General features: G+C 58.2%; 28 protein-coding genes. 17 read left to right on the forward strand and 11 right to left on the reverse strand.

Annotated features, from left to right (window positions below):
• The first annotated feature begins 16 nt into the window (after positions 1–16).
• Both AFK24_RS08760 and tldD read left to right on the forward strand, forming a co-directional pair.
• Entirely contained in the window at positions 17–868 is an 852-nt protein-coding gene (locus AFK24_RS08760; RefSeq protein WP_065832876.1) for a carbon-nitrogen hydrolase family protein, read from the forward strand.
• A gap of 2 nt (positions 869–870) precedes the next feature.
• A complete protein-coding gene (tldD, locus tag AFK24_RS08765; protein ID WP_065832877.1) occupies positions 871–2,310 on the forward strand; it encodes a metalloprotease TldD in 1,440 nt (479 codons plus the stop codon).
• Positions 2,311–2,358: 48 nt separating this feature from the next.
• Here the strand turns inward: tldD and yjgA are convergent, their stop codons facing one another.
• Positions 2,359–2,880 carry a ribosome biogenesis factor YjgA gene (gene yjgA, locus AFK24_RS08770; protein ID WP_065832878.1) on the reverse strand — a complete coding sequence of 174 codons (522 nt, stop codon included), beginning with the start codon at positions 2,878–2,880 and terminating at the stop codon, positions 2,359–2,361.
• Positions 2,881–2,987: 107 nt separating this feature from the next.
• Here yjgA and pmbA point away from each other — a divergent pair, with 107 nt between their 5' ends.
• The 7 genes from pmbA (at position 2,988) to AFK24_RS08805 (ending at position 8,858) form a co-directional block, all read left to right on the forward strand.
• A complete protein-coding gene (gene pmbA / locus AFK24_RS08775) occupies positions 2,988–4,334 on the forward strand; it encodes a metalloprotease PmbA (RefSeq protein ID WP_065832879.1) in 1,347 nt (448 codons plus the stop codon).
• Between the two features lie 302 nt (positions 4,335–4,636).
• Positions 4,637–5,035, forward strand: a complete 399-nt coding sequence (locus AFK24_RS08780) for a FagA protein (RefSeq protein ID WP_065832880.1) — start codon at positions 4,637–4,639, stop codon at positions 5,033–5,035.
• Positions 5,028–6,404: a class II fumarate hydratase gene (locus AFK24_RS08785; protein WP_065832881.1), complete on the forward strand. Its 1,377-nt coding sequence runs from the start codon at positions 5,028–5,030 to the stop codon at positions 6,402–6,404. Before AFK24_RS08780 ends, AFK24_RS08785 begins: the two co-directional genes overlap by 8 nt.
• Before the next feature lie 32 nt (positions 6,405–6,436).
• Positions 6,437–6,898, forward strand: a complete 462-nt coding sequence (locus AFK24_RS08790; protein ID WP_065832882.1) for a hypothetical protein — start codon at positions 6,437–6,439, stop codon at positions 6,896–6,898.
• A 1-nt stretch (position 6,899) separates the two neighbouring features.
• The gene (locus AFK24_RS08795; protein WP_065832883.1) at positions 6,900–7,511 is read left to right on the forward strand and encodes a superoxide dismutase; all 612 of its coding nucleotides are present in this window, start codon (positions 6,900–6,902) and stop codon (positions 7,509–7,511) included.
• 27 nt (positions 7,512–7,538) lie between these two features.
• A complete protein-coding gene (locus AFK24_RS08800) occupies positions 7,539–8,423 on the forward strand; it encodes a ZIP family metal transporter (RefSeq protein WP_065832884.1) in 885 nt (294 codons plus the stop codon).
• A gap of 90 nt (positions 8,424–8,513) precedes the next feature.
• Positions 8,514–8,858, forward strand: coding sequence for a zinc ribbon domain-containing protein YjdM (locus AFK24_RS08805; protein WP_044901604.1), 345 nt, complete (start codon positions 8,514–8,516; stop codon positions 8,856–8,858).
• A 438-nt stretch (positions 8,859–9,296) separates the two neighbouring features.
• On the opposite strand, the gene AFK24_RS08810 is transcribed toward AFK24_RS08805, so the two are convergent.
• From AFK24_RS08810 to AFK24_RS08855, 10 genes are all read right to left on the reverse strand, one after another.
• Complete coding sequence (locus AFK24_RS08810) at positions 9,297–9,569, reverse strand: HPr family phosphocarrier protein (protein WP_065832885.1); 273 nt, start codon at positions 9,567–9,569, stop codon at positions 9,297–9,299.
• 16 nt (positions 9,570–9,585) lie between these two features.
• On the reverse strand, positions 9,586–10,443 hold the full coding sequence (gene rapZ / locus AFK24_RS08815) for an RNase adapter RapZ (protein ID WP_065832886.1): 858 nt from the start codon (positions 10,441–10,443) through the stop codon (positions 9,586–9,588).
• 2 nt (positions 10,444–10,445) lie between these two features.
• Complete coding sequence (gene ptsN, locus AFK24_RS08820; RefSeq protein WP_065832887.1) at positions 10,446–10,910, reverse strand: PTS IIA-like nitrogen regulatory protein PtsN; 465 nt, start codon at positions 10,908–10,910, stop codon at positions 10,446–10,448.
• A 12-nt stretch (positions 10,911–10,922) separates the two neighbouring features.
• Positions 10,923–11,231 carry a ribosome hibernation-promoting factor, HPF/YfiA family gene (gene hpf, locus AFK24_RS08825; RefSeq protein WP_065832888.1) on the reverse strand — a complete coding sequence of 103 codons (309 nt, stop codon included), beginning with the start codon at positions 11,229–11,231 and terminating at the stop codon, positions 10,923–10,925.
• A gap of 133 nt (positions 11,232–11,364) precedes the next feature.
• Positions 11,365–12,858 (reverse strand): RNA polymerase factor sigma-54, encoded by a 1,494-nt coding sequence (locus tag AFK24_RS08830; protein WP_065832889.1) that lies wholly within the window; start codon positions 12,856–12,858, stop codon positions 11,365–11,367.
• Positions 12,859–13,043: 185 nt separating this feature from the next.
• Positions 13,044–13,769, reverse strand: coding sequence for an LPS export ABC transporter ATP-binding protein (gene lptB / locus AFK24_RS08835; protein ID WP_065832890.1), 726 nt, complete (start codon positions 13,767–13,769; stop codon positions 13,044–13,046).
• Positions 13,770–14,312, reverse strand: a complete 543-nt coding sequence (lptA, locus tag AFK24_RS08840) for a lipopolysaccharide transport periplasmic protein LptA (RefSeq protein WP_065832891.1) — start codon at positions 14,310–14,312, stop codon at positions 13,770–13,772.
• The gene (lptC, locus tag AFK24_RS08845; protein WP_065832892.1) at positions 14,299–14,871 is read right to left on the reverse strand and encodes an LPS export ABC transporter periplasmic protein LptC; all 573 of its coding nucleotides are present in this window, start codon (positions 14,869–14,871) and stop codon (positions 14,299–14,301) included. The genes lptA and lptC overlap by 14 nt, the downstream gene beginning before the upstream one ends.
• Positions 14,872–14,880: 9 nt before the next feature.
• Positions 14,881–15,405, reverse strand: coding sequence for a 3-deoxy-manno-octulosonate-8-phosphatase KdsC (kdsC, locus tag AFK24_RS08850; protein ID WP_065832937.1), 525 nt, complete (start codon positions 15,403–15,405; stop codon positions 14,881–14,883).
• A gap of 14 nt (positions 15,406–15,419) precedes the next feature.
• Positions 15,420–16,394, reverse strand: a complete 975-nt coding sequence (locus AFK24_RS08855) for a KpsF/GutQ family sugar-phosphate isomerase (RefSeq protein WP_065832893.1) — start codon at positions 16,392–16,394, stop codon at positions 15,420–15,422.
• 291 nt (positions 16,395–16,685) lie between these two features.
• Between AFK24_RS08855 and AFK24_RS08860 the strand changes: the two genes are divergently transcribed.
• From AFK24_RS08860 to hisG, 8 genes are all read left to right on the forward strand, one after another.
• Positions 16,686–17,495 carry an ATP-binding cassette domain-containing protein gene (locus AFK24_RS08860; protein WP_047572000.1) on the forward strand — a complete coding sequence of 270 codons (810 nt, stop codon included), beginning with the start codon at positions 16,686–16,688 and terminating at the stop codon, positions 17,493–17,495.
• Positions 17,495–18,292, forward strand: coding sequence for a lipid asymmetry maintenance ABC transporter permease subunit MlaE (gene mlaE, locus AFK24_RS08865; protein ID WP_065832894.1), 798 nt, complete (start codon positions 17,495–17,497; stop codon positions 18,290–18,292). Before AFK24_RS08860 ends, mlaE begins: the two co-directional genes overlap by 1 nt.
• Positions 18,292–18,759 (forward strand): outer membrane lipid asymmetry maintenance protein MlaD, encoded by a 468-nt coding sequence (gene mlaD, locus AFK24_RS08870; protein WP_065832895.1) that lies wholly within the window; start codon positions 18,292–18,294, stop codon positions 18,757–18,759. Before mlaE ends, mlaD begins: the two co-directional genes overlap by 1 nt.
• Positions 18,760–18,770: 11 nt before the next feature.
• A complete protein-coding gene (locus AFK24_RS08875; protein ID WP_065832896.1) occupies positions 18,771–19,424 on the forward strand; it encodes an MlaC/ttg2D family ABC transporter substrate-binding protein in 654 nt (217 codons plus the stop codon).
• Positions 19,421–19,726 carry an STAS domain-containing protein gene (locus tag AFK24_RS08880; protein ID WP_065832897.1) on the forward strand — a complete coding sequence of 102 codons (306 nt, stop codon included), beginning with the start codon at positions 19,421–19,423 and terminating at the stop codon, positions 19,724–19,726. The genes AFK24_RS08875 and AFK24_RS08880 overlap by 4 nt, the downstream gene beginning before the upstream one ends.
• A 115-nt stretch (positions 19,727–19,841) precedes the next feature.
• Positions 19,842–20,081 (forward strand): BolA family protein, encoded by a 240-nt coding sequence (locus tag AFK24_RS08885; protein ID WP_065832898.1) that lies wholly within the window; start codon positions 19,842–19,844, stop codon positions 20,079–20,081.
• A 22-nt stretch (positions 20,082–20,103) separates the two neighbouring features.
• Positions 20,104–21,369, forward strand: coding sequence for a UDP-N-acetylglucosamine 1-carboxyvinyltransferase (gene murA / locus AFK24_RS08890; RefSeq protein ID WP_065832899.1), 1,266 nt, complete (start codon positions 20,104–20,106; stop codon positions 21,367–21,369).
• Between the two features lie 177 nt (positions 21,370–21,546).
• On the forward strand, positions 21,547–22,182 hold the full coding sequence (gene hisG / locus AFK24_RS08895) for an ATP phosphoribosyltransferase (RefSeq protein WP_020292931.1): 636 nt from the start codon (positions 21,547–21,549) through the stop codon (positions 22,180–22,182).
• Positions 22,183–22,257 lie beyond the last annotated feature (75 nt).

A 22,257-nucleotide genomic window follows, 5' to 3' on the forward strand; every position in this document is an offset into this window, starting at 1 on the left:
ATCAGCGGAGTGCGCCATGTCTTTTGCCGTGATTCAAATGGTCAGCCAGAGCGATGTCCTGGGCAATCTGGACCAGGCGCGCCGTTTGCTGGAGCAGGCCGCAGCCTCGGGCGCACGCCTGGCGGTATTGCCGGAAAACTTCGCTGCCATGGGCCGTCGCGACGTCGCCGATATCGGTCGCGCCGAGGCTCAAGGGCAAGGTCCGATCCTTCCGTGGTTGAAACTGGCCGCTCGCGACCTCAAGTTATGGATAGTTGCCGGCACTTTGCCGCTGCCGCCAGGTGATCAGCCGAACGGCAAAGTCACCGCCTGCTCTTTGTTGATCGATGAACACGGTGAACAGGTCGCGCGTTACGACAAGCTGCACCTGTTCGATGTAGACGTGGCGGACAACCGGGGCCGCTATCGGGAGTCCGATGACTACGCTCATGGCAACAATGTGGTGGTTGCCGACACACCGGTAGGTCGGCTGGGTTTGAGCGTGTGTTACGACCTGCGCTTCCCGGAGCTGTACAGCGCCTTGCGTGAAGCGGGCGCCGAATTGATTACTGCACCGTCGGCCTTCACCGCCGTTACCGGTGCGGCGCATTGGGACATTCTGATCCGGGCGCGGGCTATTGAGACCCAGTGTTACCTGCTGGCGGCCGCGCAAGGCGGGGTCCATCCAGGGCCTCGGGAAACTTATGGGCACGCCGCGATCGTCGACCCCTGGGGTCGAGTGCTGGCCGAGCAGGCGCAGGGTGAAGCCGTGCTGCTGGGCGAACGCGACATTGATGAACAGGCGTCCATACGGGCGCGGATGCCGGTGTCCAGTCACCGGCGCTTTTTTTCGCAGGACGCATTGCGGCCTGTGCAGACCTCGGAGTGAATATGAGCGACTTGTCCTCAGTCAGCGAACACCTTCTGGCCCCCGGCGGCGTGACCCTCGACAGCCTGCAATCGGTGCTGGGCGAGCTGGCCGGCCCGGGTATCGACGCGGCTGACCTGTATTTCCAGGGCCAGATTTCCGAGTCCTGGTCGCTGGAAGACGGCATCGTCAAGGAAGGCAGTTTCAATCTCGATCAAGGCGTTGGTGTGCGGGCGCAATCGGGTGAGAAAACCGGCTTCGCCTACAGCAACGCGATTACCCATGAAGCCTTGAGCACGGCGGCGCGCGCGGCGCGTTCGATTTCCCGTGCCGGCCAGAACGGCACCGTTCAGGCGTTCACGACCCAGGACGTTGCCCAGTTGTACGCGCCGGACAACCCGCTGGAAGTCATGACTCGCGCGGAGAAGGTCGAACTGCTCAAGCGTGTCGATATCGCCACTCGTGCCCTGGATACGCGTATCCAGCAGGTGACCGTGAGCATGGCCGGGGTTTGGGAGCGCATTCTTGTAGCCTCCACCGATGGCAGTCTGGCCGCCGATGTACGCCCGCTGGTGCGCTTCAACGTCAGCGTGATCGTCGAGCAGAACGGCCGTCGCGAGCGCGGCGGGCATGGCGGCGGAGGGCGTACTGATTACCGTTATTTCCTCAGCGACGACCGCGCCATGGGTTACGCCCGTGAAGCGTTGCGTCAGGCGCTGGTCAACCTGGAAGCCATTCCGGCACCGGCCGGTACTTTGCCAGTGGTGCTGGGCTCCGGTTGGTCGGGCGTGTTGCTCCACGAAGCCGTGGGCCATGGTCTGGAAGGCGATTTCAACCGCAAGGGCAGCTCCGCGTACAGCGGGCGCATGGGTGAAATGGTCGCGTCCAAGCTGTGCACCATCGTTGATGACGGCACGCTGGCCGGTCGTCGTGGTTCGCTGAGCGTCGATGACGAAGGTACGCCGACCGAATGCACCACGCTGATCGAAAACGGCGTCCTCAAGGGTTACATGCAAGACAAACTCAACGCACGGCTGATGGGCGTGGCGCGGACCGGTAACGGTCGCCGCGAATCCTATGCGCACTTGCCGATGCCGCGCATGACCAACACGTACATGCTGGCCGGGCAGAGCGATCCGCAGGAAATCATTGCCTCGGTGAAGCGCGGGATCTATTGCGCCAACCTCGGCGGCGGCCAGGTCGACATCACCAGCGGCAAGTTCGTCTTTTCCACCAGCGAAGCGTATTTGATCGAAGACGGCAAAATCACCGCACCGGTCAAAGGCGCGACGTTGATTGGCAACGGCCCGGAGGCGATGAGCAAGGTGTCGATGGTGGGCAATGACTTGTCGCTGGACAGCGGCGTCGGCACCTGCGGCAAAGATGGCCAGTCGGTTCCGGTAGGCGTGGGTCAGCCGACCCTGAAGATCGATGCGATCACGGTAGGCGGCACGGGCGGTTAAGGGTGAAGCCGGGGCGGACCGTCAAACAGTCCGCCCCGCGACTTGAAGCTAGCGCAAGCCGCGCAGCTTCTCATCCAGTTCACGAATGTATTTGAAGATTTTACGGCTGGAGGCCGGCGGCTTGTTTTGCGCAAGCTCGTGTTGAGCCTGGCGAATCAAGGAACGCAGTTGTTGGCGATCCGCTTCCGGGTATTCGCCGACGAACTTCTCCAGAACGGCGTCATCGCCCGCGATCAAGCGATCACGCCAGCGTTCCAGACCATGAAAACGTTCGTTGTATTGGCGAGTGGAGGCATCGAGTTGATCAAGCAACACCAGAATGGCGTCCTGATCCTGATCGCGCATCAGCTTGCCGATGAACATGATGTGCCGTTTTCGCGCAATGTTGGCCGTGTGCTTGGGCGCATCGGCCAGGGCCTTGCGCAAGGCGTCGGTCAACGGCAGCTTGGCCAGCAAGTCAGGCTTGAGCGTCGTCAGGCGTTCGCCAAGATCAACCAGAGCATGCAGCTCGCGTTTGACCTGAGTTTTGCTTTTCTCCCCGTCGAGGGAGTCGTCGTAAGAATCAACCATGGGGGCAGTCCGCAAATAAACGCCGCCATGATAACCAGTCGGGGGCCGCTTGTCCGGCCCGGTCGGTACTCGGCCTGTGCCGAAAGCAGAATTTGATGGAGAAAGTCATGAGTGCATCACAAAGCGTTGGCCCACAGGCCTTGCCCGCACTGCAGGAACAAGTGGAACAAATCATCGCCGAAGCCAAGCGTCAGGGCGCCAGCGCCTGCGAAGTTGCGGTATCGCTGGAGCAGGGCCTGTCGACCTCGGTTCGCCAGCGGGAAGTGGAAACGGTCGAGTTCAATCGCGACCAGGGTTTCGGCATTACCTTGTACGTCGGCCAGCGCAAAGGCTCGGCCAGCACCTCGGCCAGCGGCGCGGACGCCATTCGCGAAACCGTCGCGGCGGCGCTGGCGATTGCCAAGCACACCTCCGAAGACGAAAGCTCGGGCCTGGCCGATGCCGCGCTGATGGCCAAGGAGCAGATGGATTTCGATCTGTATCACGCTTGGGACATCACCCCGGAGCAGGCCATTGAGAAAGCCTTGCTGTGTGAAGCCGCCGCGTTCGATGCCGACAGCCGGATCAAAAATGCCGACGGCACCACGCTCAGCACGCATCAGGGTTGCCGTGTCTATGGCAACAGCCATGGTTTTATCGGTGGTTATGCGTCGACCCGGCACAGCCTGAGCTGCGTAATGATTGCTGAAGGCGAAGGTCAGATGCAGCGCGATTACTGGTACGACGTCAGCCGTCAGGGCGAATTGCTCGCCGACGCGCAAAGCATCGGTCGCAAGGCCGCAGAGCGCGCAGCAAGCCGTCTCGGCGCACGGCCGGTGCCGACCTGTGAAGTACCGGTGCTGTTTTCCGCAGAGTTGGCCGGTGGTCTGTTCGGCAGTTTTCTTGCGGCAATTTCCGGTGGCAACCTGTACCGCAAGTCGTCTTTCCTCGAAGGCGCCATGGGCCAGCGGCTGTTCCCGGAATGGATGACCATCGACGAGCGTCCGCACTTGATGCGCGCCATGGGCAGTTCAGCCTTTGACGGTGACGGTCTGGCGACTTACGCCAAACCTTTCGTCGAGGGCGGCGAGCTGGTTTCCTACATCCTCAGCACCTATTCGGGCCGTAAGCTGAACCTGCCAAGCACCGCCAACGCTGGCGGCGTGCATAACCTGTTCGTCACCCACGGCAGCGAAGATCAGGCAGCGCTGGTGCGTCGCATGGGGCGCGGCCTGTTGGTCACTGAGCTGATGGGCAGCGGCTTGAACATGGTCACCGGCGACTATTCCCGTGGCGCAGCGGGTTTCTGGGTCGAGAACGGCGAAATCCAGTTCCCGGTCCAGGAAGTCACGATTGCGGGCAACATGCGCGACATGTTCAAACAGATCGTCGCGGTCGGTAACGACCTGGAGCTGCGCAGCAACATCCGCACCGGTTCAGTATTGATCGAAAAAATGACGGTTGCGGGTAGCTGATCCACCTCTCTTGAACGGCTGCAGGAGCGAACTTGTTCGCGAGGCAATATTCGTCTCGCCAACAAGTTGGCTCTCATCAAACAACACCTAACCCTCTGAATTGAAATGCTATTCGTTGGAGCGAGCGGGCGGCGTTCCGACTTGCCCGCGAAGAACGATAACGCGATAGGTCTGGCCTACCAAGGCGCCTGATTCGCGGGCAAGCCTCGCTCCAACAGATCTATATCCACTTCCCCTTAGGGTTGTTTTGATTCTCAATATCATTTAATAATGAATATCATTACGTAAATGAGACGAGTTTCATGCGTCCTGCCTTGCACACGTTGCCGCCGCACCTGGAAAACTGGCGCGCCTTGAGCCTCAGGGTTCGTTGCGCCCTCGATCCTGACGAGCCGCGATTGATCGACCATTACTTGGCCGAAGGCCGCTATCTGGCGCGTTTCACGGCCACGCCTCGCGCAATGATCGCTGAAACCTCCTTGCGCACCTTATTGGATACCGCCCGCGACACGGTTCTGCCCTGGCGTTGGCGCTGCTTGTGCGTCGATCAGGCCTGGCGTCCGTTGCGCGACCTGCAGGCGCTCGCCAAGTCTTGCGCAGAGCAGCAACGCTTCCACGCGCTGGCCCAGCAACTGGCGACCTGCGTACTGCAACCCTCGATTTCTCTTACTGAACTGGTGCAAGGATATTCCGATGAGTAATACCCGTATCGAACGCGACAGCATGGGCGAGTTGCAGGTGCCGGCCGAGGCTCTGTATGGCGCGCAGACTCAGCGTGCGGTGAATAACTTTCCTATCAGCAATCTGCGCATGCCCGCTCAGTTCGTCCGGGCATTGCTGCTCGCCAAAGCCGCCGCAGCCCACGCCAACCTTGAGCTGGAGCAGATTTCCGAAGCGCAGAGCTCGGCCATCGTCACCGCCTGCCAGGATCTGCTGGCGTCGGATTACATGGCGCACTTCCCGGTGGATGTGTTCCAGACCGGGTCCGGCACCAGCACCAACATGAATGCCAATGAAGTCATCGCGACCCTGGCGAGCCGTGTTCTGGGTGAAGCGGTGAATCCGAACGATCACGTGAACTGCGGGCAAAGCAGCAACGACATCATCCCCACCACGATTCATGTCAGCGCCGCGCTGGCGCTGCACGAGCAACTGCTGCCAGCGCTGAGCCATCTGGTCGAAGTGATCGAGCGCAAGGCGGTCGAGGTTCATCCATTCATCAAGACCGGCCGCACGCACCTGATGGACGCCATGCCGGTGCGCATGAGTCAGGTGTTGAACGGCTGGGCGCAGCAAATCCGCGCCAACATCGAACACCTGCAAGGTTTGCTACCAAGCCTGCAAGCCCTCGCGCAGGGCGGCACGGCGGTGGGCACCGGGATCAACGCGCACCCTGAGTTCGCCAAGCGCTTCAGCACGCACTTGAGCCGTCTGAGCAATGTTGAGTTTGTGCCGGGCAAGGATTTGTTCGCGCTGATCGGCTCGCAAGACACCGCCGTCGCGGTATCCGGCCAGCTCAAAGGCACGGCGGTGTCGCTGATGAAAATTGCCAATGACCTGCGCTGGATGAATTCCGGGCCTCTGGCAGGTTTGGGTGAAATCGAGCTGGAGGCCTTGCAGCCGGGTTCGTCGATTATGCCTGGCAAGGTCAATCCGGTGATCCCGGAAGCCACCGCCATGGTTGCCGCACAAGTCATCGGCAACGACGCAGCCATCACTGTTGCTGGCCAGTCGGGCAATTTCGAACTGAACGTGATGTTGCCGATCATCGCCCAGAACCTGCTGAGCAGCATTGAGTTGCTGGCCAACTCCAGTCGTCTGCTGGCCGACAAAGCCATCGCCACCTTCAAGGTCAACGAAGCCAAGCTCAAGGAAGCGCTGTCGCGCAATCCGATCCTGGTGACTGCCTTGAATCCGATCATCGGCTACCAAAAGGCCGCCGAGATCGCCAAGACCGCCTACAAGCAAGGGCGGCCGATCATTGATGTCGCCCTTGAACACACCGACTTGCAGCGTAGCCAGATAGAAACGCTGCTCGATCCGGAAAAACTGACCGCTGGCGGGATCTGACGCTTGCCAGCCACTGCTTGAGGAGTCGCGCCATGGAGCACTGGAAACGCACTATCGAACATGCCAATCGCTGTTTCAATCTCGGTGAACTGGTTGACGCCCGTGAGTTGTATCTACAGGCGCTGGCGCTGGCTCAAGTGTTGTTCGACCGCTGGCCGAACCCTGACGAAGCCGTGGCGGCGTGCGTCATTTCCCATCACAACCTGGCCGACCTGCATCTGAGCCTGAAGCAGCCGGAGGAGAGCGCGGAATACCTCTGTGCGATCCACCAGCGGTTGCTGCACGTCATGCAGGACGCGCATTTCACGCCAGCGCTGCGCAAAGCGGCGCTGCGCCACAGCAGCAAAACCTACGCCGAACTGCTGAATTTCATCAGTGAACACGGCGAATACCCTCGGACCCATCGGCTGCTGAGCAGCGGCGGCGAGCACGCGCGGGTGTCATTGCAGCGCAACGCCGCCACCACTTTCGGCCATTCCCACGGAGTACATTGATATGCCGTTTACCTTGCCTGCCTTGCCTTACGCCTACGACGCCCTGGAGCCGCACATCGATGCGCAGACCATGGAAATCCACTACACCAAGCATCACCAGACCTACATCAACAACCTCAACGCTGCCGTTGAAGGCACCGAATGGGCTGAATGGCCGATCGACAAGCTGGTGGCAGCGGTGCAGCAGTTGCCGGAAAAGCTGCGTCCGGCAGTGATCAATCAGGGCGGCGGACACGCCAACCATTCGCTGTTTTGGGCGGTCATGACGCCAAAAGGCGGTGGTTTGCCTGAAGGCGAAGTCGCCAAGGCCATTGATGAGCAACTGGGCGGTTTCGAGCAGTTCAAGGATGCGTTTACCAAAGCCGCGTTGACCCGCTTCGGCAGCGGCTGGGCCTGGCTGAGTGTTACCCCTGAAAACAGGCTGGTGGTCGAGAGCAGCGGCAATCAGGACAGCCCGCTAATGAACGGCAATACGCCAATCCTGGGCCTGGATGTGTGGGAGCACGCTTACTACCTGCGCTATCAGAACCGTCGTCCGGAATACATCAACGCGTTTTATAACGTCATCAACTGGGCAGAAGTCTCCCGTCGTTACCAGGCTGCTGTGGCCTGATTATCCACCACCGATCCAAGGCAGTTTATGCGCACGGAAATAGTCACGATCAGCAGCGGGCGCTTGTTTCGCCTGGCATTGGGTTCGATTCTGCTGCTGGCCGGCACGGCGCTGTTGGTCTCGCAAGGCCTGAGCTGGCTGAACCTTGAGCCACGTTTGATGCGAGCCCTTGAAGGCGGCGCAATATGCGCCTTGGGCACTGCGTTGGGCGCAGTGCCGGTGCTGGTTATTCGTAACATGCCAGTGGCGGTTTCCGACGGTCTGTTGGGTTTCGGTGCCGGAGTGATGCTCGCCGCGACAGCGTTTTCGCTGATCGTGCCGGGCCTGAGCGCCGCCGAAAGCCTTGGATATTCCCCTTGGGGTGCGGGCGGGATGGTCAGCCTGGGGATTTTTCTCGGGGCTATTGGCCTGTTCGTAGTCGATCACAGCGTGTCGAAAGGCTCGCCGTTCAGTGGCTCGGAGCTGCCGGCCATTGCGCCACGCATCTGGCTATTCGTCATCGCGATCATCGCCCACAACATTCCTGAAGGCATGGCCATTGGTGTCTCAGCGGGTGGCGGTCTGCCCGATGCCGACAGCCTGGCCATGGGTATCGCCATTCAGGACGTGCCAGAAGGGCTGGTTATCGCCTTGGTACTGGCAGGCGCCGGGATGTCGCGCTTCAAGGCGTTCCTCATCGGTGCCGCATCCGGTCTGGTAGAACCAGTGTTCGCCTTGCTGTGTGCCTGGTTGGTAGCCATCGCCGAGTTGTTGCTTCCGCTGGGCCTGGCCTTTGCGGCGGGTGCGATGCTGCTGGTAGTGACGCAGGAAATCATCCCGGAATCCCGCCGCAACGGGCACGACAAGATCGCCAGCCTTGGGCTGATTTCCGGCTTTTGCCTGATGATGGTGATGGATACCGCGTTGGTCTGAACACGCCGTCGATGAATGCTTGCGGGGATTCGTCCCCCGGCATTGGGAAAAACCCCTTATAATCCATGGTTTTTATCCTTCGACGCGAGAATGACCGTGAGCTTACCTGCCTGCCCGAAATGCAATTCCGAATACACCTACGAAGACGGCGCCATGCTGATCTGCCCGGAATGCGCACACGAATGGTCCGCCGAAGGAACTGCCGAAGCCGCCGACGACGTTAAGGTCATCAAGGATTCAGTGGGTAACACGTTGCAAGACGGCGATACCGTTACTGTGATCAAAGACCTGAAAGTCAAAGGCTCCTCGCTGGTGGTCAAGGTCGGCACCAAGGTCAAGAACATCCGCCTGGTCGACGGCGATCACGACATCGACTGCAAAATCGACGGCATCGGCGCGATGAAGCTAAAGTCGGAGTTTGTGAAGAAGGGCTGATTCAACTCAAGTCTGACGAATGCTGCCTCTGGAATCCGAAACCTGAACAAGGTTTCGGATTTTTTTTTGGCACGAAAAAAGAGGCAACAAATCCAGAATTTTCCTTCAGGATTAACAGATTTATTCTGTTGGTTTTTATGTTCGGTGAGTTTCATAGTTCGTCATCCAATCACCTTGCACCGCGCAGGAAAAAAAGGATGTACTGAACAATGGCGAAGAAATTTTCCGAGCTGCAGATGCGTATGTCGCGTCAAGGACTGGAGCTTGCTGACAAGCTTTACGAGCATCATTTGCAGCAGATTCCGCTACACAAGCTGAGTGAAGTCACGGCATTGAGCGTTAGGAAATCCAGATCGTTGCTACCTTCCCGGACGGGCAGATAAAGATCGAAAATTTTGCGAGCTGAGCTGAGCTGAGCTGAGTGCGACAAGGCGCTAATCACTCACCCTCATCAAACTTGTTGTCAATCAGCTCGACCAGGCCATCCAGCGCAGCGTCTTCCTGTTCGCCTTCGGTCGACAGGTAGATTTCCATGCCTTTGCCGGCGGCCAGCATCATGACGGCCATGATGCTTTTGCCATCGACCATGCTTTCAGGCGAGCGGCCTACTCTGATCTGGCAAGGGAATCTTCCGGCCACGCCGACGAATTTGGCGGCTGCGCGGGCGTGGAGGCCGAGCTTGTTGATGATTGTTATTTGACGAGCGGGCATCGCAGTGAAAGTCCTTTCAGCTTAGGTCGCGGTGACGGACCTGAACGTTCTTGAGGGATTGATGCAGGACCTGGCCGAGGCGCTCGGTCAGGTAAACAGAGCGGTGGTGCCCGCCGGTGCAGCCAATGGCGATGGTGACATAGGAGCGATTGCTGGCAGCGAAGCGGGGTAGCCATTTGTTGAGGTAGGTGAAAATGTCCTGGAACATTTCCTCGACGTCGGGCTGCGCAGCAAGGTAGTCGATAACCGGCTGGTCGAGGCCTGATTGTTCGCGCAGTTCCGGCTTCCAGTAAGGATTGGGCAGGCAGCGGACATCGAAAACCAGATCGGCATCCACCGGCATACCGCGCTTGAAGCCAAACGACTCGATCAGGAACGCAGTGCCCGGTTCCGGCTTGTTCAGTAGGCGCAGTTTCAGCGTGTCACGCAACTGATAGAGATTAAGGTGCGTGGTGTTGATCTTCAGGTCGGCGAGATCGATGATCGGGCCCAATAACGTGGTTTCGTCCCGAATCGCCTCGGCGAGCGAGCGATTTGCGGTGCTCAGCGGATGGCGGCGACGGGTTTCAGAGAAACGCTTGAACAGGGTTGCTTCGTCAGCATCCAGATAAAGCACATCGCACTGAATGTTGCGCGAGCGTACTTCTTCAAGCATTTGCGGGAAGCGGGTCAGGTGGCTTGGCAGATTGCGCGCGTCGATGGAGACAGCGAGCAGCGGCTCGGCCAGTTCCGTATTGATCAGCGCGCGTTCAGCAAGCTCAGGCAGCAGCCCGGCTGGGAGGTTGTCAACGCAGTAGAAGCCGTTGTCCTCCAATACATCCAGGGCCGTACTCTTGCCGGAGCCTGAACGGCCACTGACGATAATCATGCGCATGGTTAATGCCCGTTCTGCTCGTCCAGTACCACCTGATAAAGCGCTTCATTGCTTTCAGCGCTGCGCAGACGGTCACGCACTTCTTTGCGATCAAGCATGCTGGCGATTTGGCGCAATAGCTCCAGGTGTGCATCGGTGGCCGCTTCCGGAACCAGCAAGACAAACAGCAGGTCCACAGGCGCACCATCAATGGCATCGAAATCAACAGGTGCGTCCAGGTGCAACAACGCACTGATGGGAGAGTGACAACCCTTCAGGCGACAATGCGGGATGGCGATGCCATTGCCAAAGCCGGTAGAACCGAGCTTTTCGCGGGCAACAAGGCTTTCGAACACGGTTTGCGAATCCAGATCTGGCACTTCTCGGCCGATCAGATTGGCAATCTGTTCAAGTACGCGTTTCTTACTGCCGCCCGGCACGTTCACGAGTGAGCGGCCGGGAGTCAGGATGTTTTCGAGTCGGATCATGGGTTGGGGGTGTTAGCGAGCTGTCGCACCTTTAAGGATGTTCTGCTGCTTTTCCTTATGCTTTAGCAATTGTCGGTCCAGCTTGTCAGTGAGCAAATCGATCGCCGCATACATGTCGTCATGTTCTGCGTTTGCTACGACCTCCCCACCGTGGATATGCAGCGTGGCTTCGATCTTCTGTTTCAGTTTCTCGACCGCCATCGTGACCTGCACATTGGTAATCTTGTCAAAATGCCCCTCGAGCTTCTTGAGTTTTAGCTCGATGTATTCGCGTAGGGGTTTGGTAACCTCAAGCTGGTGTCCACTGATGTTGACTTGCATACAGCTTCTCCTTCGTTGCCAGTGCATAAAGAGGCAGGCTGAAATACCTGCCACTGGAACGCTGTGGCTTCAGGCGGGGCTGCATAAAAACGAGTGCGGGCTTCGCTCGCTGCGTTTTACACGGCCTCGATCGTCACATCAGTCGCTTGCGCTCGCTCGATGGCGCGATCCCAAGTGATTCGCGGTATTTAGCCACTGTGCGACGAGCTACCTGAATGCCTTGTGCCTCCAGTAAACCAGCGATCTTGCTGTCACTCAACGGCTTTTTCTGATTTTCAGCGGCAACCAGTTTTTTGATGATCGCGCGAATCGCTGTGGACGAACACTCACCGCCCTCGGACGTGCTTACGTGGCTCGAAAAGAAATATTTCAGTTCGTAGATACCACGTGGCGTATGCATGAATTTTTGCGTGGTCACACGGGAAATTGTCGATTCATGCATGCCGACCGCTTCTGCGATGTCATGCAGGACCAGCGGCTTCATCGCTTCGTCGCCGTATTCCAGGAAGCCGCGCTGATGCTCGACGATCTGCGTGGCGACCTTCATGAGCGTTTCGTTGCGGCTCTGCAGGCTCTTGATGAACCAGCGGGCTTCCTGCAACTGATTACGCATGAAGGTGTTGTCGGCACTGGTATCGGCGCGGCGTACGAACCCGGCGTATTGCGGGTTGACGCGCAGGCGAGGCACCGACTCTTGATTGAGCTCGACCAGCCAGCGTTCGTTATCCTTGCGCACAATAACGTCGGGGACGACATATTCGGCTTCGGCGGATTCGATTTGCGAGCCCGGCCGTGGGTTGAGGCTCTGCACCAGTTCGATGACCTGGCGCAGCTCGTCTTCCTTGAGCTTCATGCGGCGCATCAGCTGGCCGTAATCGCGGCTTCCCAGCAGGTCGATGAAGTCGCTGACCAGACGCTGGGCCTCGGCGAGCCAGCGGGTCTTGGCGGGCAACTGACGCAATTGCAGCATCAGGCATTCGCTGAGATTGCGCGCGCCGATACCGGCGGGCTCGAATTGCTGAATGCGGTGCAGAACGGCTTCAATCTCGTCGAGCTCGATGTCGAGTTCGGGATCAAAGGCGTCGAGAATTTCTTCGAGTGTTTCGTCCAGATAACCCTGATTGTTGATGCAGTCGATCAGCGTCACGGCAATCAAGCGGTCAGTGTCGGACATCGGCGCCAGATTCAGCTGCCAGAGCAAATGGCTCTGCAGGCTTTCACCGACGGATGTGCGGGTGGTGAAATCCCATTCGTCGTCCTCATTGCTGGGCAGGCTGCTGGCGCTGGTCTGATAGACGTCTTCCCAGGCGGTGTCGACCGGCAGTTCGTTGGGAATGCGCTCATTCCATTCGCCTTCTTCCAGGTTGTCTACCGTCGGGGCGGATTCCTGATAAGTCGGCTCCTGAACATCGGGATTGGGCTTTTGCTCGATATTGTCAGCCAGTGGATCGGCGTTGTCGAAATCGTCGCCTTCTTCCTGGCGTTCCAGCATAGGATTGGATTCCAGCGCCTCTTGAATCTCCTGTTGGAGATCCAGAGTCGAAAGCTGGAGTAAGCGGATGGCCTGTTGCAGCTGCGGCGTCATCGTCAGCTGCTGGCCCATTCTCAGGACTAGCGATGGTTTCATGGCTGGGGCTAACACCTTATTCGCCGGCGCACATGCGCCATCCACTATCAGGGCGCCGGGGCGCCTACATAAGCAAATTATATGCCTGAAACCGAAGTGTTTGCCTAGAGTGTGATGGCAATTAATGCTGCATCATTGAAAACACTCGGGCATTGCTCGCTTGGGGAAGCGAGACACCGCAGCAATTACAGGCGGAACTCGTGACCGAGGTAAACCTCTTTCACCAGCTGGTTAGCCAGAATGGTTTCCGAATCGCCTTCGGCGATCAGTTGCCCATCGTTGACGATGTAAGCGGTTTCGCAGATATCCAGGGTTTCGCGAACGTTGTGATCGGTAATCAGAACGCCGATACCCTTGGCTTTCAGGTGATGAATGATCTGCTTGATATCACCTACCGAAATCGGGTCCACGCCGGCGAAGGGTTCGTCGAGCAGGATGAATTTTGGCGAAGTGGCCAGGGCGCGGGCGATTTCCACCCGGCGACGTTCACCACCGGACAGGCTCATGCCCAGGTTGTCGCGGATATGGCTGATGTGGAATTCCTGCAGCAGGTTTTCCAGTTCCTTGCGACGCGCCGGGCCGTCCAGCTCCTTGCGGGTCTCAAGGATTGCCATGATGTTGTCGGCTACCGAAAGCTTGCGAAAGATCGATGCTTCCTGGGGAAGGTAACCGATACCTGCGCGCGCGCGGCCGTGCATGGGCTGATGGCTGACGTCCAGGTCATCGATCAGGACGCGGCCCTGATCCGCCTGCACCAAGCCGACGATCATGTAGAAGCAGGTGGTCTTGCCGGCGCCGTTAGGCCCGAGCAAGCCAACGATCTGGCCGCTCTCGATCGACAGGCTCACATCGCGTACGACCTGACGGCCCTTGTAGCTTTTAGCCAAATGCTGGGCTTTCAGCGTCGCCATTTACTGGGCCTTCTGCTGGTCGGGTTTCTTTTTCGGCTGGATAACCATGTCGATACGCGGACGAGGTGCGGTGACCTTGTTGCCATTGGCACGGCCAGCGCTGACGATCTGCTTCACGGTGTCGTAGACAATTTTCTCGCCTTCGGACGTGTTGCCGTCATTGATGACCTTGGCCTTGTCGATCAATACGATGCGATCCTGCGCCGCATAGTATTGAATGGTGATGGCGTAGGCCTGAACGATTGGCTTGTCCACCGAGGGCTTCTGCTCGTAATAAGCCAGGTTGCCAACGGAGGTGAACACGTCGACTTCGCCCTGAGCGTTACGGGTAATGGTCACGGTGTTGCCGGTGATCTTCATCGAGCCTTGCGTGATGATGACGTTGCCCTTGTAGGTGGCCACGCCTTTTTTGTCATCAAGCTGCGCATCGTCAGACTGAATATGGATCGGTTGATCGCGGTCGGTTGGCAGGGACCAGGCGCTCGCGCTTCCCAGTGCTGCGCCCAGGCCGAGCAAGAAAGGAAGGGTTTTAACGAGCCTCATACTGTCCTCTTACGTTGGACAGCAGGTCCATCCTGCCGTCGTTCAAATACGCTTTCATTCCCTTGGCCGTGGTCACACCGCCCGCGCCGTCGATTCTAACGGCTTGCTCGGTCTGCGCATATTGCTTCTGTGGGAATACGGTCATTCGACTACTGGTGATAATGGTCGTACGGTTTTTATCATCGGTTCGTGCTACGCGAACCGAATCGATCAATTCGACCTGAGTGCCGCCAGGGGAAACTTCACCTTGCTTGCTCTGGATGTGCCACGGATAAAGCGTGCCGCGGTACATTTGCAGGTCCGGCGTGGTCAGTAGCGTGACGTCGGTGGCCTTCAGGTGCTCGACCTTGTCTGCCGTCATCTCGTACTGCAGCTTGCCATCCGGCAGGTACTGAACGCTGTGGGCGTTGATCGCGTAGAAATCGATGGCGCTTTCGTCCACCGAAGTCACGGGTTGATCCATGAAGCTTTCAGGGCTGATATTCCAATAACCGGCAGCGGCGAGCAGTACTGCCAGCACACCGAAGATCAGAAACGAGCGAATTTTTTTACTGAACATAAATAGCTTCTATAAGTAGGCGGCGTGGGCTGCTTCAAGGTTGCCCTGGGCGCTGAGAATCAGTTCGCAGAACTCGCGGGCCGCGCCTTCGCCACCACGTGCCTTGGTAACGCCATGGGCATGTTGCTGTACGAAACCGTTGGCATTGGCAACTGCCATGCCCAGTCCGACACGACGGATGACTGGCAAGTCTGGCAGATCATCCCCCAGATAAGCGACCTGTTCGTAACTCAGATTGAGTTGGCCGAGCAATTCATCCAGAACAACCAGCTTGTCTTCACGACCCTGATACAGGTGCGCGATGCCCAGGCTGTTGGCTCGACGCTCGACAATCGGAGTCTTGCGGCCGCTGATGATAGCAGTGGTGACGCCGGAGGCGATGAGCATCTTGATGCCCTGGCCGTCCAGCGTATTGAAAGTCTTGAATTCGCTGCCGTCTTCCAGGAAGTAAAGACGGCCGTCAGTCAGCACGCCATCGACGTCGAAAATCGCCAGCTTGATGTTCTTGCCGCGTTGCAGCAAATCAGTGGTCATGGTCACGTCTCCCATTACATGACGCCCGCGCGCAGAAGATCCTGCAAGTTGAATGCGCCGACGGGGTGGTCGTTTTCGTCGACGACGATCAACGCGCCAATCTTGTGGTCTTCCATGATTTTCAAGGCTTCGGCCGCCAGCATCTCGGGGCGCGCAGTCTTGCCATGGAGTGTCATGACTTCATCAATGGTGGTCAGGCGGATGTCGATCGGGCGATCCAGCGTGCGGCGCAAATCGCCATCGGTGAATATCCCCGCCAGTCGTCCATCGGCTTCGAGAATCGCGGTCATGCCCAGGCCCTTGCGGGTCATTTCCATCAATGAATCACGCAGTAGCGTGCCACGCAGCACCTTGGGCAGCTCGTCGTCGGTGTGCATGACATGCTCGACCTTGAGCAGCAGCCGTCGGCCCAGGGCGCCGCCCGGATGAGAGAAGGCAAAATCCTCGGCAGTGAAGCCGCGTGCTTCCAGCAAGGCAACGGCCAGCGCGTCTCCCATCACCAATGCCGCCGTCGTCGACGACGTCGGGGCCAGGTTCAGCGGGCAGGCTTCGTGCTCAACGCGGGCGTTCAGGTTGATATCAGCGGCCTTGGCCAGCGTCGATGCCGGATTGCCCGTCAGGCTGATCATCTTGATGCCAAGGCGCTTGATCAGCGGCAGCAAGGTCACGATTTCGGCTGTGGTGCCGGAGTTGGAGAGCGCCAGGATGATGTCATTGGCGGTGATCATGCCCATGTCGCCATGGCTGGCTTCAGCCGGATGCACAAAGAACGAGGTGGTGCCGGTACTGGCCAGCGTGGCTGCGATTTTCTTGCCGATGTGCCCGGACTTGCCCATGCCGACCACGACAACGCGCCCTTCACTCGCAAGAATCATCTCGCAAGCGCGGACGAAATCCGCATCGATATGACTGAGCAAGCCTTCTACGGCTTCTAGTTCGAGGCGAATGGTGCGTTGTGCTGACTGGATCAGGTCGCTGGACTGGCTCATGGGGAAAATCGTTCCGCCTTCTAAAAGGCGGCGATTATAACGGTAATGCGCAATTCCCTCACGCTTGATCGTCACACTTTGTTGTCAGACCCGTGAACACATCCGCAACTGCCTACAACTTTGTAGGAAACGGCGCAAATTATTTGTCGTGATATTGATTCCTCCGGTTCTCGCTTGGGCAGTGTGATAGTGCAGTGGTATAGTTCGCGGCCTGTTCGGCCCACCTAGACAGCATGCCTCCCGCCAAGGGATCAGGCAGCTGAGAGTGAGTCTGTAGCGCAAGGAGCTTTGATGAGTGCCGATAACGCCTACGCGATCGAGCTGAAGGGCGTTTCCTTCAAGCGCGGTACGCGCAGCATCTTCGAAAATGTCGATATTCGTATTCCCCGTGGCAAAGTCACCGGCATCATGGGGCCTTCGGGCAGTGGCAAGACAACCCTGCTGCGCCTGATGGGCGCACAGCTGCGTCCGACTGCCGGCGAAATATGGGTCAACGGCCAGAACCTGCCCAAGCTGTCGCGTAGCGATCTGTTTGACGCACGCAAGCACATGGGTGTGCTGTTTCAAAGCGGCGCCTTGTTCACCGATCTCGACGTGTTCGAAAACGTGGCATTTCCCTTGCGTGTTCATACTGAACTGCCGGAAGAAATGATTCGTGACATTGTTTTGCTCAAATTGCAGGCAGTGGGGCTGCGCGGCGCCATCGAATTGATGCCGGACGAGCTTTCCGGCGGCATGAAGCGACGTGTAGCGCTCGCGCGGGCAATCGCGCTGGATCCACAGATCCTCATGTACGACGAGCCTTTCGTGGGCCAGGACCCGATTGCAATGGGCGTCCTGGTGCGGCTGATCAAGCTGCTCAACGATGCGCTGGGGATCACCAGCGTGGTCGTTTCCCATGATCTGGCCGAGACCGCCAGCATTGCCGATTATCTGTATGTGGTGGGCGATGGCCAGGTGCTGGGGCAGGGGACTCCGCAAGAGCTGATGGGCTCGGACAACCCTCGTATCCGTCAATTCATGACCGGCGATCCAGACGGCCCCGTGCCGTTTCATTATCCGGCGCCGGATTATCGCGAAGATCTTTTGGGGAAGCGCTGATGCGCAGCAAGTCATTACTAGAGCGGATACGCCTGCTTGGGCGCTCCGCCATCGATATCGTCACCGTATTGGGACGATCAGGGATTTTTCTTGTCCATGCCCTGTTCGGCCGTGGCGGGATCGGTGGCAGCTTTCAATTGCTGGTCAAACAGCTGCATTCGGTCGGTGTCATGTCCCTGGCGATCATCGTCGTATCCGGCATGTTCATCGGCATGGTTCTGGCGCTGCAGGGTTTCAGCATCCTCTCCAGCTACGGCTCGGAACAGGCCGTTGGCCAGATGGTTGCATTGACCCTGCTGCGTGAGCTTGGGCCGGTAGTGGCTGCGTTGCTGTTCGCCGGTCGTGCGGGTTCCGCGCTGACCGCCGAGATCGGCAACATGAAGTCCACCGAGCAGCTATCCAGCCTGGAAATGATTGGTGTCGATCCACTCAAGTACATCATTGCACCGCGCTTGTGGGCCGGGTTCATCTCCCTGCCGATCCTGGCCATGATTTTCAGCGTGGTCGGCATCTGGGGCGGCTCCTGGGTCGCCATCGACTGGCTCGGCGTTTATGAAGGTTCGTTCTGGTCGAACATGCAGAACAGCGTTTCTTTCACCGGTGACGTGGTCAACGGTGTCATTAAAAGCATGATTTTTGCGTTTGTGGTGACCTGGATCGCCGTGTTCCAGGGTTACGATTGCGAGCCCACTTCAGAAGGGATCAGTCGCGCCACTACCAAAACAGTCGTATACGCCTCGTTGGCCATACTGGGCCTGGACTTTATCTTGACCGCCTTGATGTTTGGAGATTTCTGATGCAAAACCGCACCATCGAAACCGGTGTCGGCCTGTTCCTGCTGGCCGGGATACTGGCTTTGCTATTGCTGGCCCTGCGTGTCAGCGGTCTAAGCGGCAGCGCCACCAGCGAAACGTATAAACTTTATGCAAATTTCGACAATATTGCCGGTTTGACTGTCAGAGCCAAGGTAAGCATGGCCGGCGTCACGATTGGCAAGGTGACAGCGATCGATCTTGATCGCGATACCTTCACCGGTCGGGTGACCATGGAACTCCAGAAGAAGGTCAATAACCTTCCGGTGGACTCCACTGCGTCGATCCTGACTGCCGGCTTGCTGGGTGAGAAATATGTGGGTATCAGCGTGGGCGGCGATGAAAGCCTGCTCAAGGATGGCGGTACTATCCATGACACGCAGTCGTCGCTGGTGCTGGAAGACCTGATCGGAAAATTCCTGCTCAATACCGTGAGTAAAGACGCCAAATGAGGAGCTTTTACATGATCTCAACCTTGCGCCGTGGCCTGCTGGTATTACTGGCGTTGCTACCGATGCTGGCCAATGCGGCTACTACACCGTCCGCGCATGACCTGGTGGATCGCACCACCAAGGAATTGCTCGCTGACCTGGCGACCAACAAAGAACAGTACAAAACCAATCCCAGCGCCTTCTACGATGCACTCAATCGCATTGTCGGGCCTGTGGTGGATGCCGACGGCATTTCCAGAAGCATCATGACCGTCAAGTATTCGCACAAGGCTTCGCCGGCCCAGATGCAGCGCTTCCAGGAAAACTTCAAGCGCAGCCTGATGCAGTTCTATGGCAATGCCTTGCTGGAATACAACAACCAAGGCATTACCGTTTCCCCGGAAAAAGCCGAAGGTGACGACCGCACCAGCGTCGACATGCTGGTCAAGGGCAACAACGGGGCGAACTACCCGGTGTCCTACACTCTGGTCAAGCTTGGCGGCGAGTGGAAAGTGCGCAACGTGATCATCAACGGCATCAACATCGGCAAGCTGTTCCGTGATCAGTTCTCCGACGCCATGCAGCGCAACGGCAACAACCTTGATGAAACCATCAATAATTGGGCTGGCGAAGTGGCCAAGGCCAAGGAAAAGGCGCCTGACGCTGCCGGTCAGGCTGCGCAATGACTGAGTCCGCCATTCGACTTGGCGCACCGGGTGAGCTGCAGTTGACCGGTGTGCTCGACTATCGCTCCGGTCCGGCCCTGCGCAAGCAGGGTTCGGCACTGATAAAGTCGAGCGAGCTGCCAACCGTAGTGCTCGACTGCGCCGGTGTCGAGAAGTCCAGCAGTGTCGGCCTCGCTTTGTTGCTCGCATTCATGCGGGACGCCAAGGACGCAGGCAAGTCGGTCACCGTTCGCGCGATGCCTGAAGACATGCGCAAGATTGCCCAGGTGTCAGAGTTGACCGAGTTGCTCGGCAACCATTGAATGATGTCCATTGAATGAGCCCCTCGTCCGGGTCCCGCGTTGCGGGGTTCGCATTGAGTGGGCTTTTTTGTATGATGGCCGACCCGCGCGCGTAGGTCGCCAATCGAGGTTAAGCATGCACGCCGTAGAAGTTAAGAGCTTCCTTGAAGGGAAGTTGCCTGAGATCCAGGTCGAAGTTGAAGGCGAAGGCTGCAACTTCCAGCTCAACGTGATCAGTGACGAGATGGCTACACTTAGCCCCGTCAAGCGTCAGCAGCAGATCTATGCTCATTTGAACCCCTGGATCGCCGATGGCAGCATCCACGCGGTCACTATGAAATTTTTCAGCCGCGCTGCATGGGCCGAGCGCACCTGAGCCAATTGGCGTCGAGATTCTTATGGATAAACTGATTATTACTGGCGGCGTTCGTCTTAACGGCGAAATCCGCATCTCCGGGGCGAAGAACTCTGCCCTGCCGATTCTTGCCGCTACATTGCTGGCCGACGGACCGGTCACCGTACAGAACCTGCCACACCTGCACGACATCACCACCATGATCGAGCTGTTTGGTCGCATGGGCATCGAGCCTGTGATCGACGAAAAGCTCAGCGTTGAAATTGACGCCCGTACCATCAAGACCCTGATCGCGCCGTACGAACTGGTGAAAACCATGCGTGCCTCGATTCTGGTGCTCGGTCCGATGGTTGCCCGTTTCGGTGAAGCCGAAGTTGCGTTGCCTGGCGGTTGCGCCATTGGCTCGCGTCCGGTTGACCTGCACATCCGTGGTCTTGAAGCCATGGGCGCGATCATTGACGTGGAAGGCGGCTACATCAAGGCCAAGGCGCCTGAAGGCGGCCTGCGCGGAGCCCATTTCTTCTTCGATACCGTCAGTGTGACCGGTACCGAGAACATCATGATGGCCGCCAGCCTGGCCAACGGTCGCAGCGTTCTGCAGAACGCTGCCCGCGAACCTGAAGTGGTCGACCTCGCCAACTTCCTGATTGCCATGGGTGCCAAGATTCACGGTGCCGGCACTGACACCATCACCATCGATGGCGTGAAGCGCCTGGGTTCGGCGACTTACAAGGTCATGCCGGATCGCATCGAAACCGGTACTTACCTGGTTGCTGCTGCGGCCACTGGCGGTCGCGTCAAGCTCAAGGATACCGATCCGACGATCCTCGAAGCGGTGTTGCTCAAGCTTCAGGAAGCGGGTGCCGAAGTCACCACCGGCGTCGACTGGATCGAACTGAACATGCACGGCAAGCGGCCCAAAGCCGTCAACATTCGGACAGCGCCGTATCCTGCGTTCCCGACTGACATGCAGGCGCAGTTCATTTCGCTTAATGCCATCGCTGAAGGCACTGGCGCCGTGATCGAAACCATCTTCGAAAACCGCTTCATGCACGTGTACGAAATGCACCGCATGGGCGCGCAGATCCAGGTTGAGGGTAATACCGCAATCGTGACCGGCACCGAGATTCTCAAAGGCGCGCCAGTCATGGCGACCGACCTGCGCGCATCGGCCAGTCTGGTGATCTCGGCTCTGGTTGCCCAGGGTGACACTCTGATCGACCGCATCTACCACATAGATCGTGGTTACGAGTGCATCGAAGAGAAGCTGCAAATGCTGGGCGCCAAGATTCGTCGCGTTCCGGGCTAGTAGACTTCAGACATCCCTGATGCCTGGCCGAATCAGTTCGGTTATGCATCAGGGTTGTAATTCGACACTTGTGTGATTTTTGATTCGTTCCACCTCATGCCTGGTGTTCTTCGCGTGAGGGTTGTTCGGCGCCGTTTGCGTCCGGACAAAAGTTTCCTGATAAGGACTGACGTTTCCATGTTGACCATCGCACTGTCCAAGGGCCGTATCCTTGACGACACGCTGCCGCTTCTCGCTGAAGCAGGCATCGTGCCGACCGAGAATCCGGACAAGAGCCGCAAGCTGATCATCCCCACGACCCAGGCCGATGTGCGCCTGTTGATCGTGCGCGCCACTGATGTGCCGACGTATGTCGAGCATGGCGCTGCCGACCTGGGTGTCGCCGGTAAAGATGTGCTGATGGAATACACCGGCCAGGGCTTATACGAGCCGCTGGATCTGCAGATTGCCAAGTGCAGGCTGATGACGGCCGGTGCCATTGGCGCCGTTGAACCCAAAGGGCGTCTGCGCGTGGCGACCAAGTTCGTCAATGTTGCCAAACGTTATTATGCCGAGCAGGGCCGTCAGGTTGACATCATCAAGCTCTACGGCTCGATGGAACTGGCACCGCTGATTGGCCTGGCTGACAAGATCATCGACGTTGTGGACACCGGCAACACGCTGCGTGCCAATGGCCTGGAGCCGCAGGAACTGATCGCCATGATCAGCTCGCGTCTGGTAGTCAACAAGGCTTCGATGAAAATGCAGCACGCCCGCATCCAGGCGCTGATCGACACCCTGCGCAACGCAGTGGAGTCACGACACCGCGGCTGACTTACCCGCGCGACCTTGAGTCGCGCCCGTCTATCCGCCTCATAGCCAGAATTCTCAGGTGCCCAAGCGGATCGA

Source organism: Pseudomonas syringae (assembly GCF_001698815.1).
GTDB classification, from domain to species: domain Bacteria; phylum Pseudomonadota; class Gammaproteobacteria; order Pseudomonadales; family Pseudomonadaceae; genus Aquipseudomonas; species Aquipseudomonas syringae_A.

Bases quoted from the DNA above. Each gene is read 5' to 3' on its own strand.
- murA (WP_065832899.1), top strand. From the start codon at position 20,104: ATGGATAAACTGATTATTACTGGCGGCGTTCGTCTTAACGGCGAAATC.
- rapZ (WP_065832886.1), bottom strand. From the start codon at position 10,443: ATGCGCATGATTATCGTCAGTGGCCGTTCAGGCTCCGGCAAGAGTACG.
- pmbA (WP_065832879.1), top strand. From the start codon at position 2,988: ATGAGTGCATCACAAAGCGTTGGCCCACAGGCCTTGCCCGCACTGCAG.
- lptB (WP_065832890.1), bottom strand. From the start codon at position 13,769: ATGGCGACGCTGAAAGCCCAGCATTTGGCTAAAAGCTACAAGGGCCGT.
- AFK24_RS08780 (WP_065832880.1), top strand. From the start codon at position 4,637: ATGCGTCCTGCCTTGCACACGTTGCCGCCGCACCTGGAAAACTGGCGC.
- hpf (WP_065832888.1), bottom strand. From the start codon at position 11,231: ATGCAAGTCAACATCAGTGGACACCAGCTTGAGGTTACCAAACCCCTA.
- AFK24_RS08760 (WP_065832876.1), top strand. From the start codon at position 17: ATGTCTTTTGCCGTGATTCAAATGGTCAGCCAGAGCGATGTCCTGGGC.
- AFK24_RS08805 (WP_044901604.1), top strand. From the start codon at position 8,514: ATGACCGTGAGCTTACCTGCCTGCCCGAAATGCAATTCCGAATACACC.
- AFK24_RS08810 (WP_065832885.1), bottom strand. From the start codon at position 9,569: ATGCCCGCTCGTCAAATAACAATCATCAACAAGCTCGGCCTCCACGCC.
- AFK24_RS08795 (WP_065832883.1), top strand. From the start codon at position 6,900: ATGCCGTTTACCTTGCCTGCCTTGCCTTACGCCTACGACGCCCTGGAG.
- AFK24_RS08860 (WP_047572000.1), top strand. From the start codon at position 16,686: ATGAGTGCCGATAACGCCTACGCGATCGAGCTGAAGGGCGTTTCCTTC.
- hisG (WP_020292931.1), top strand. From the start codon at position 21,547: ATGTTGACCATCGCACTGTCCAAGGGCCGTATCCTTGACGACACGCTG.
- mlaD (WP_065832895.1), top strand. From the start codon at position 18,292: ATGCAAAACCGCACCATCGAAACCGGTGTCGGCCTGTTCCTGCTGGCC.
- yjgA (WP_065832878.1), bottom strand. From the start codon at position 2,880: ATGGTTGATTCTTACGACGACTCCCTCGACGGGGAGAAAAGCAAAACT.
- kdsC (WP_065832937.1), bottom strand. From the start codon at position 15,405: ATGACCACTGATTTGCTGCAACGCGGCAAGAACATCAAGCTGGCGATT.
- AFK24_RS08880 (WP_065832897.1), top strand. From the start codon at position 19,421: ATGACTGAGTCCGCCATTCGACTTGGCGCACCGGGTGAGCTGCAGTTG.
- tldD (WP_065832877.1), top strand. From the start codon at position 871: ATGAGCGACTTGTCCTCAGTCAGCGAACACCTTCTGGCCCCCGGCGGC.
- AFK24_RS08875 (WP_065832896.1), top strand. From the start codon at position 18,771: ATGATCTCAACCTTGCGCCGTGGCCTGCTGGTATTACTGGCGTTGCTA.
- AFK24_RS08790 (WP_065832882.1), top strand. From the start codon at position 6,437: ATGGAGCACTGGAAACGCACTATCGAACATGCCAATCGCTGTTTCAAT.
- lptC (WP_065832892.1), bottom strand. From the start codon at position 14,871: ATGTTCAGTAAAAAAATTCGCTCGTTTCTGATCTTCGGTGTGCTGGCA.
- AFK24_RS08855 (WP_065832893.1), bottom strand. From the start codon at position 16,394: ATGAGCCAGTCCAGCGACCTGATCCAGTCAGCACAACGCACCATTCGC.
- AFK24_RS08785 (WP_065832881.1), top strand. From the start codon at position 5,028: ATGAGTAATACCCGTATCGAACGCGACAGCATGGGCGAGTTGCAGGTG.
- mlaE (WP_065832894.1), top strand. From the start codon at position 17,495: ATGCGCAGCAAGTCATTACTAGAGCGGATACGCCTGCTTGGGCGCTCC.
- AFK24_RS08885 (WP_065832898.1), top strand. From the start codon at position 19,842: ATGCACGCCGTAGAAGTTAAGAGCTTCCTTGAAGGGAAGTTGCCTGAG.
- AFK24_RS08800 (WP_065832884.1), top strand. From the start codon at position 7,539: ATGCGCACGGAAATAGTCACGATCAGCAGCGGGCGCTTGTTTCGCCTG.
- AFK24_RS08830 (WP_065832889.1), bottom strand. From the start codon at position 12,858: ATGAAACCATCGCTAGTCCTGAGAATGGGCCAGCAGCTGACGATGACG.
- lptA (WP_065832891.1), bottom strand. From the start codon at position 14,312: ATGAGGCTCGTTAAAACCCTTCCTTTCTTGCTCGGCCTGGGCGCAGCA.
- ptsN (WP_065832887.1), bottom strand. From the start codon at position 10,910: ATGATCCGACTCGAAAACATCCTGACTCCCGGCCGCTCACTCGTGAAC.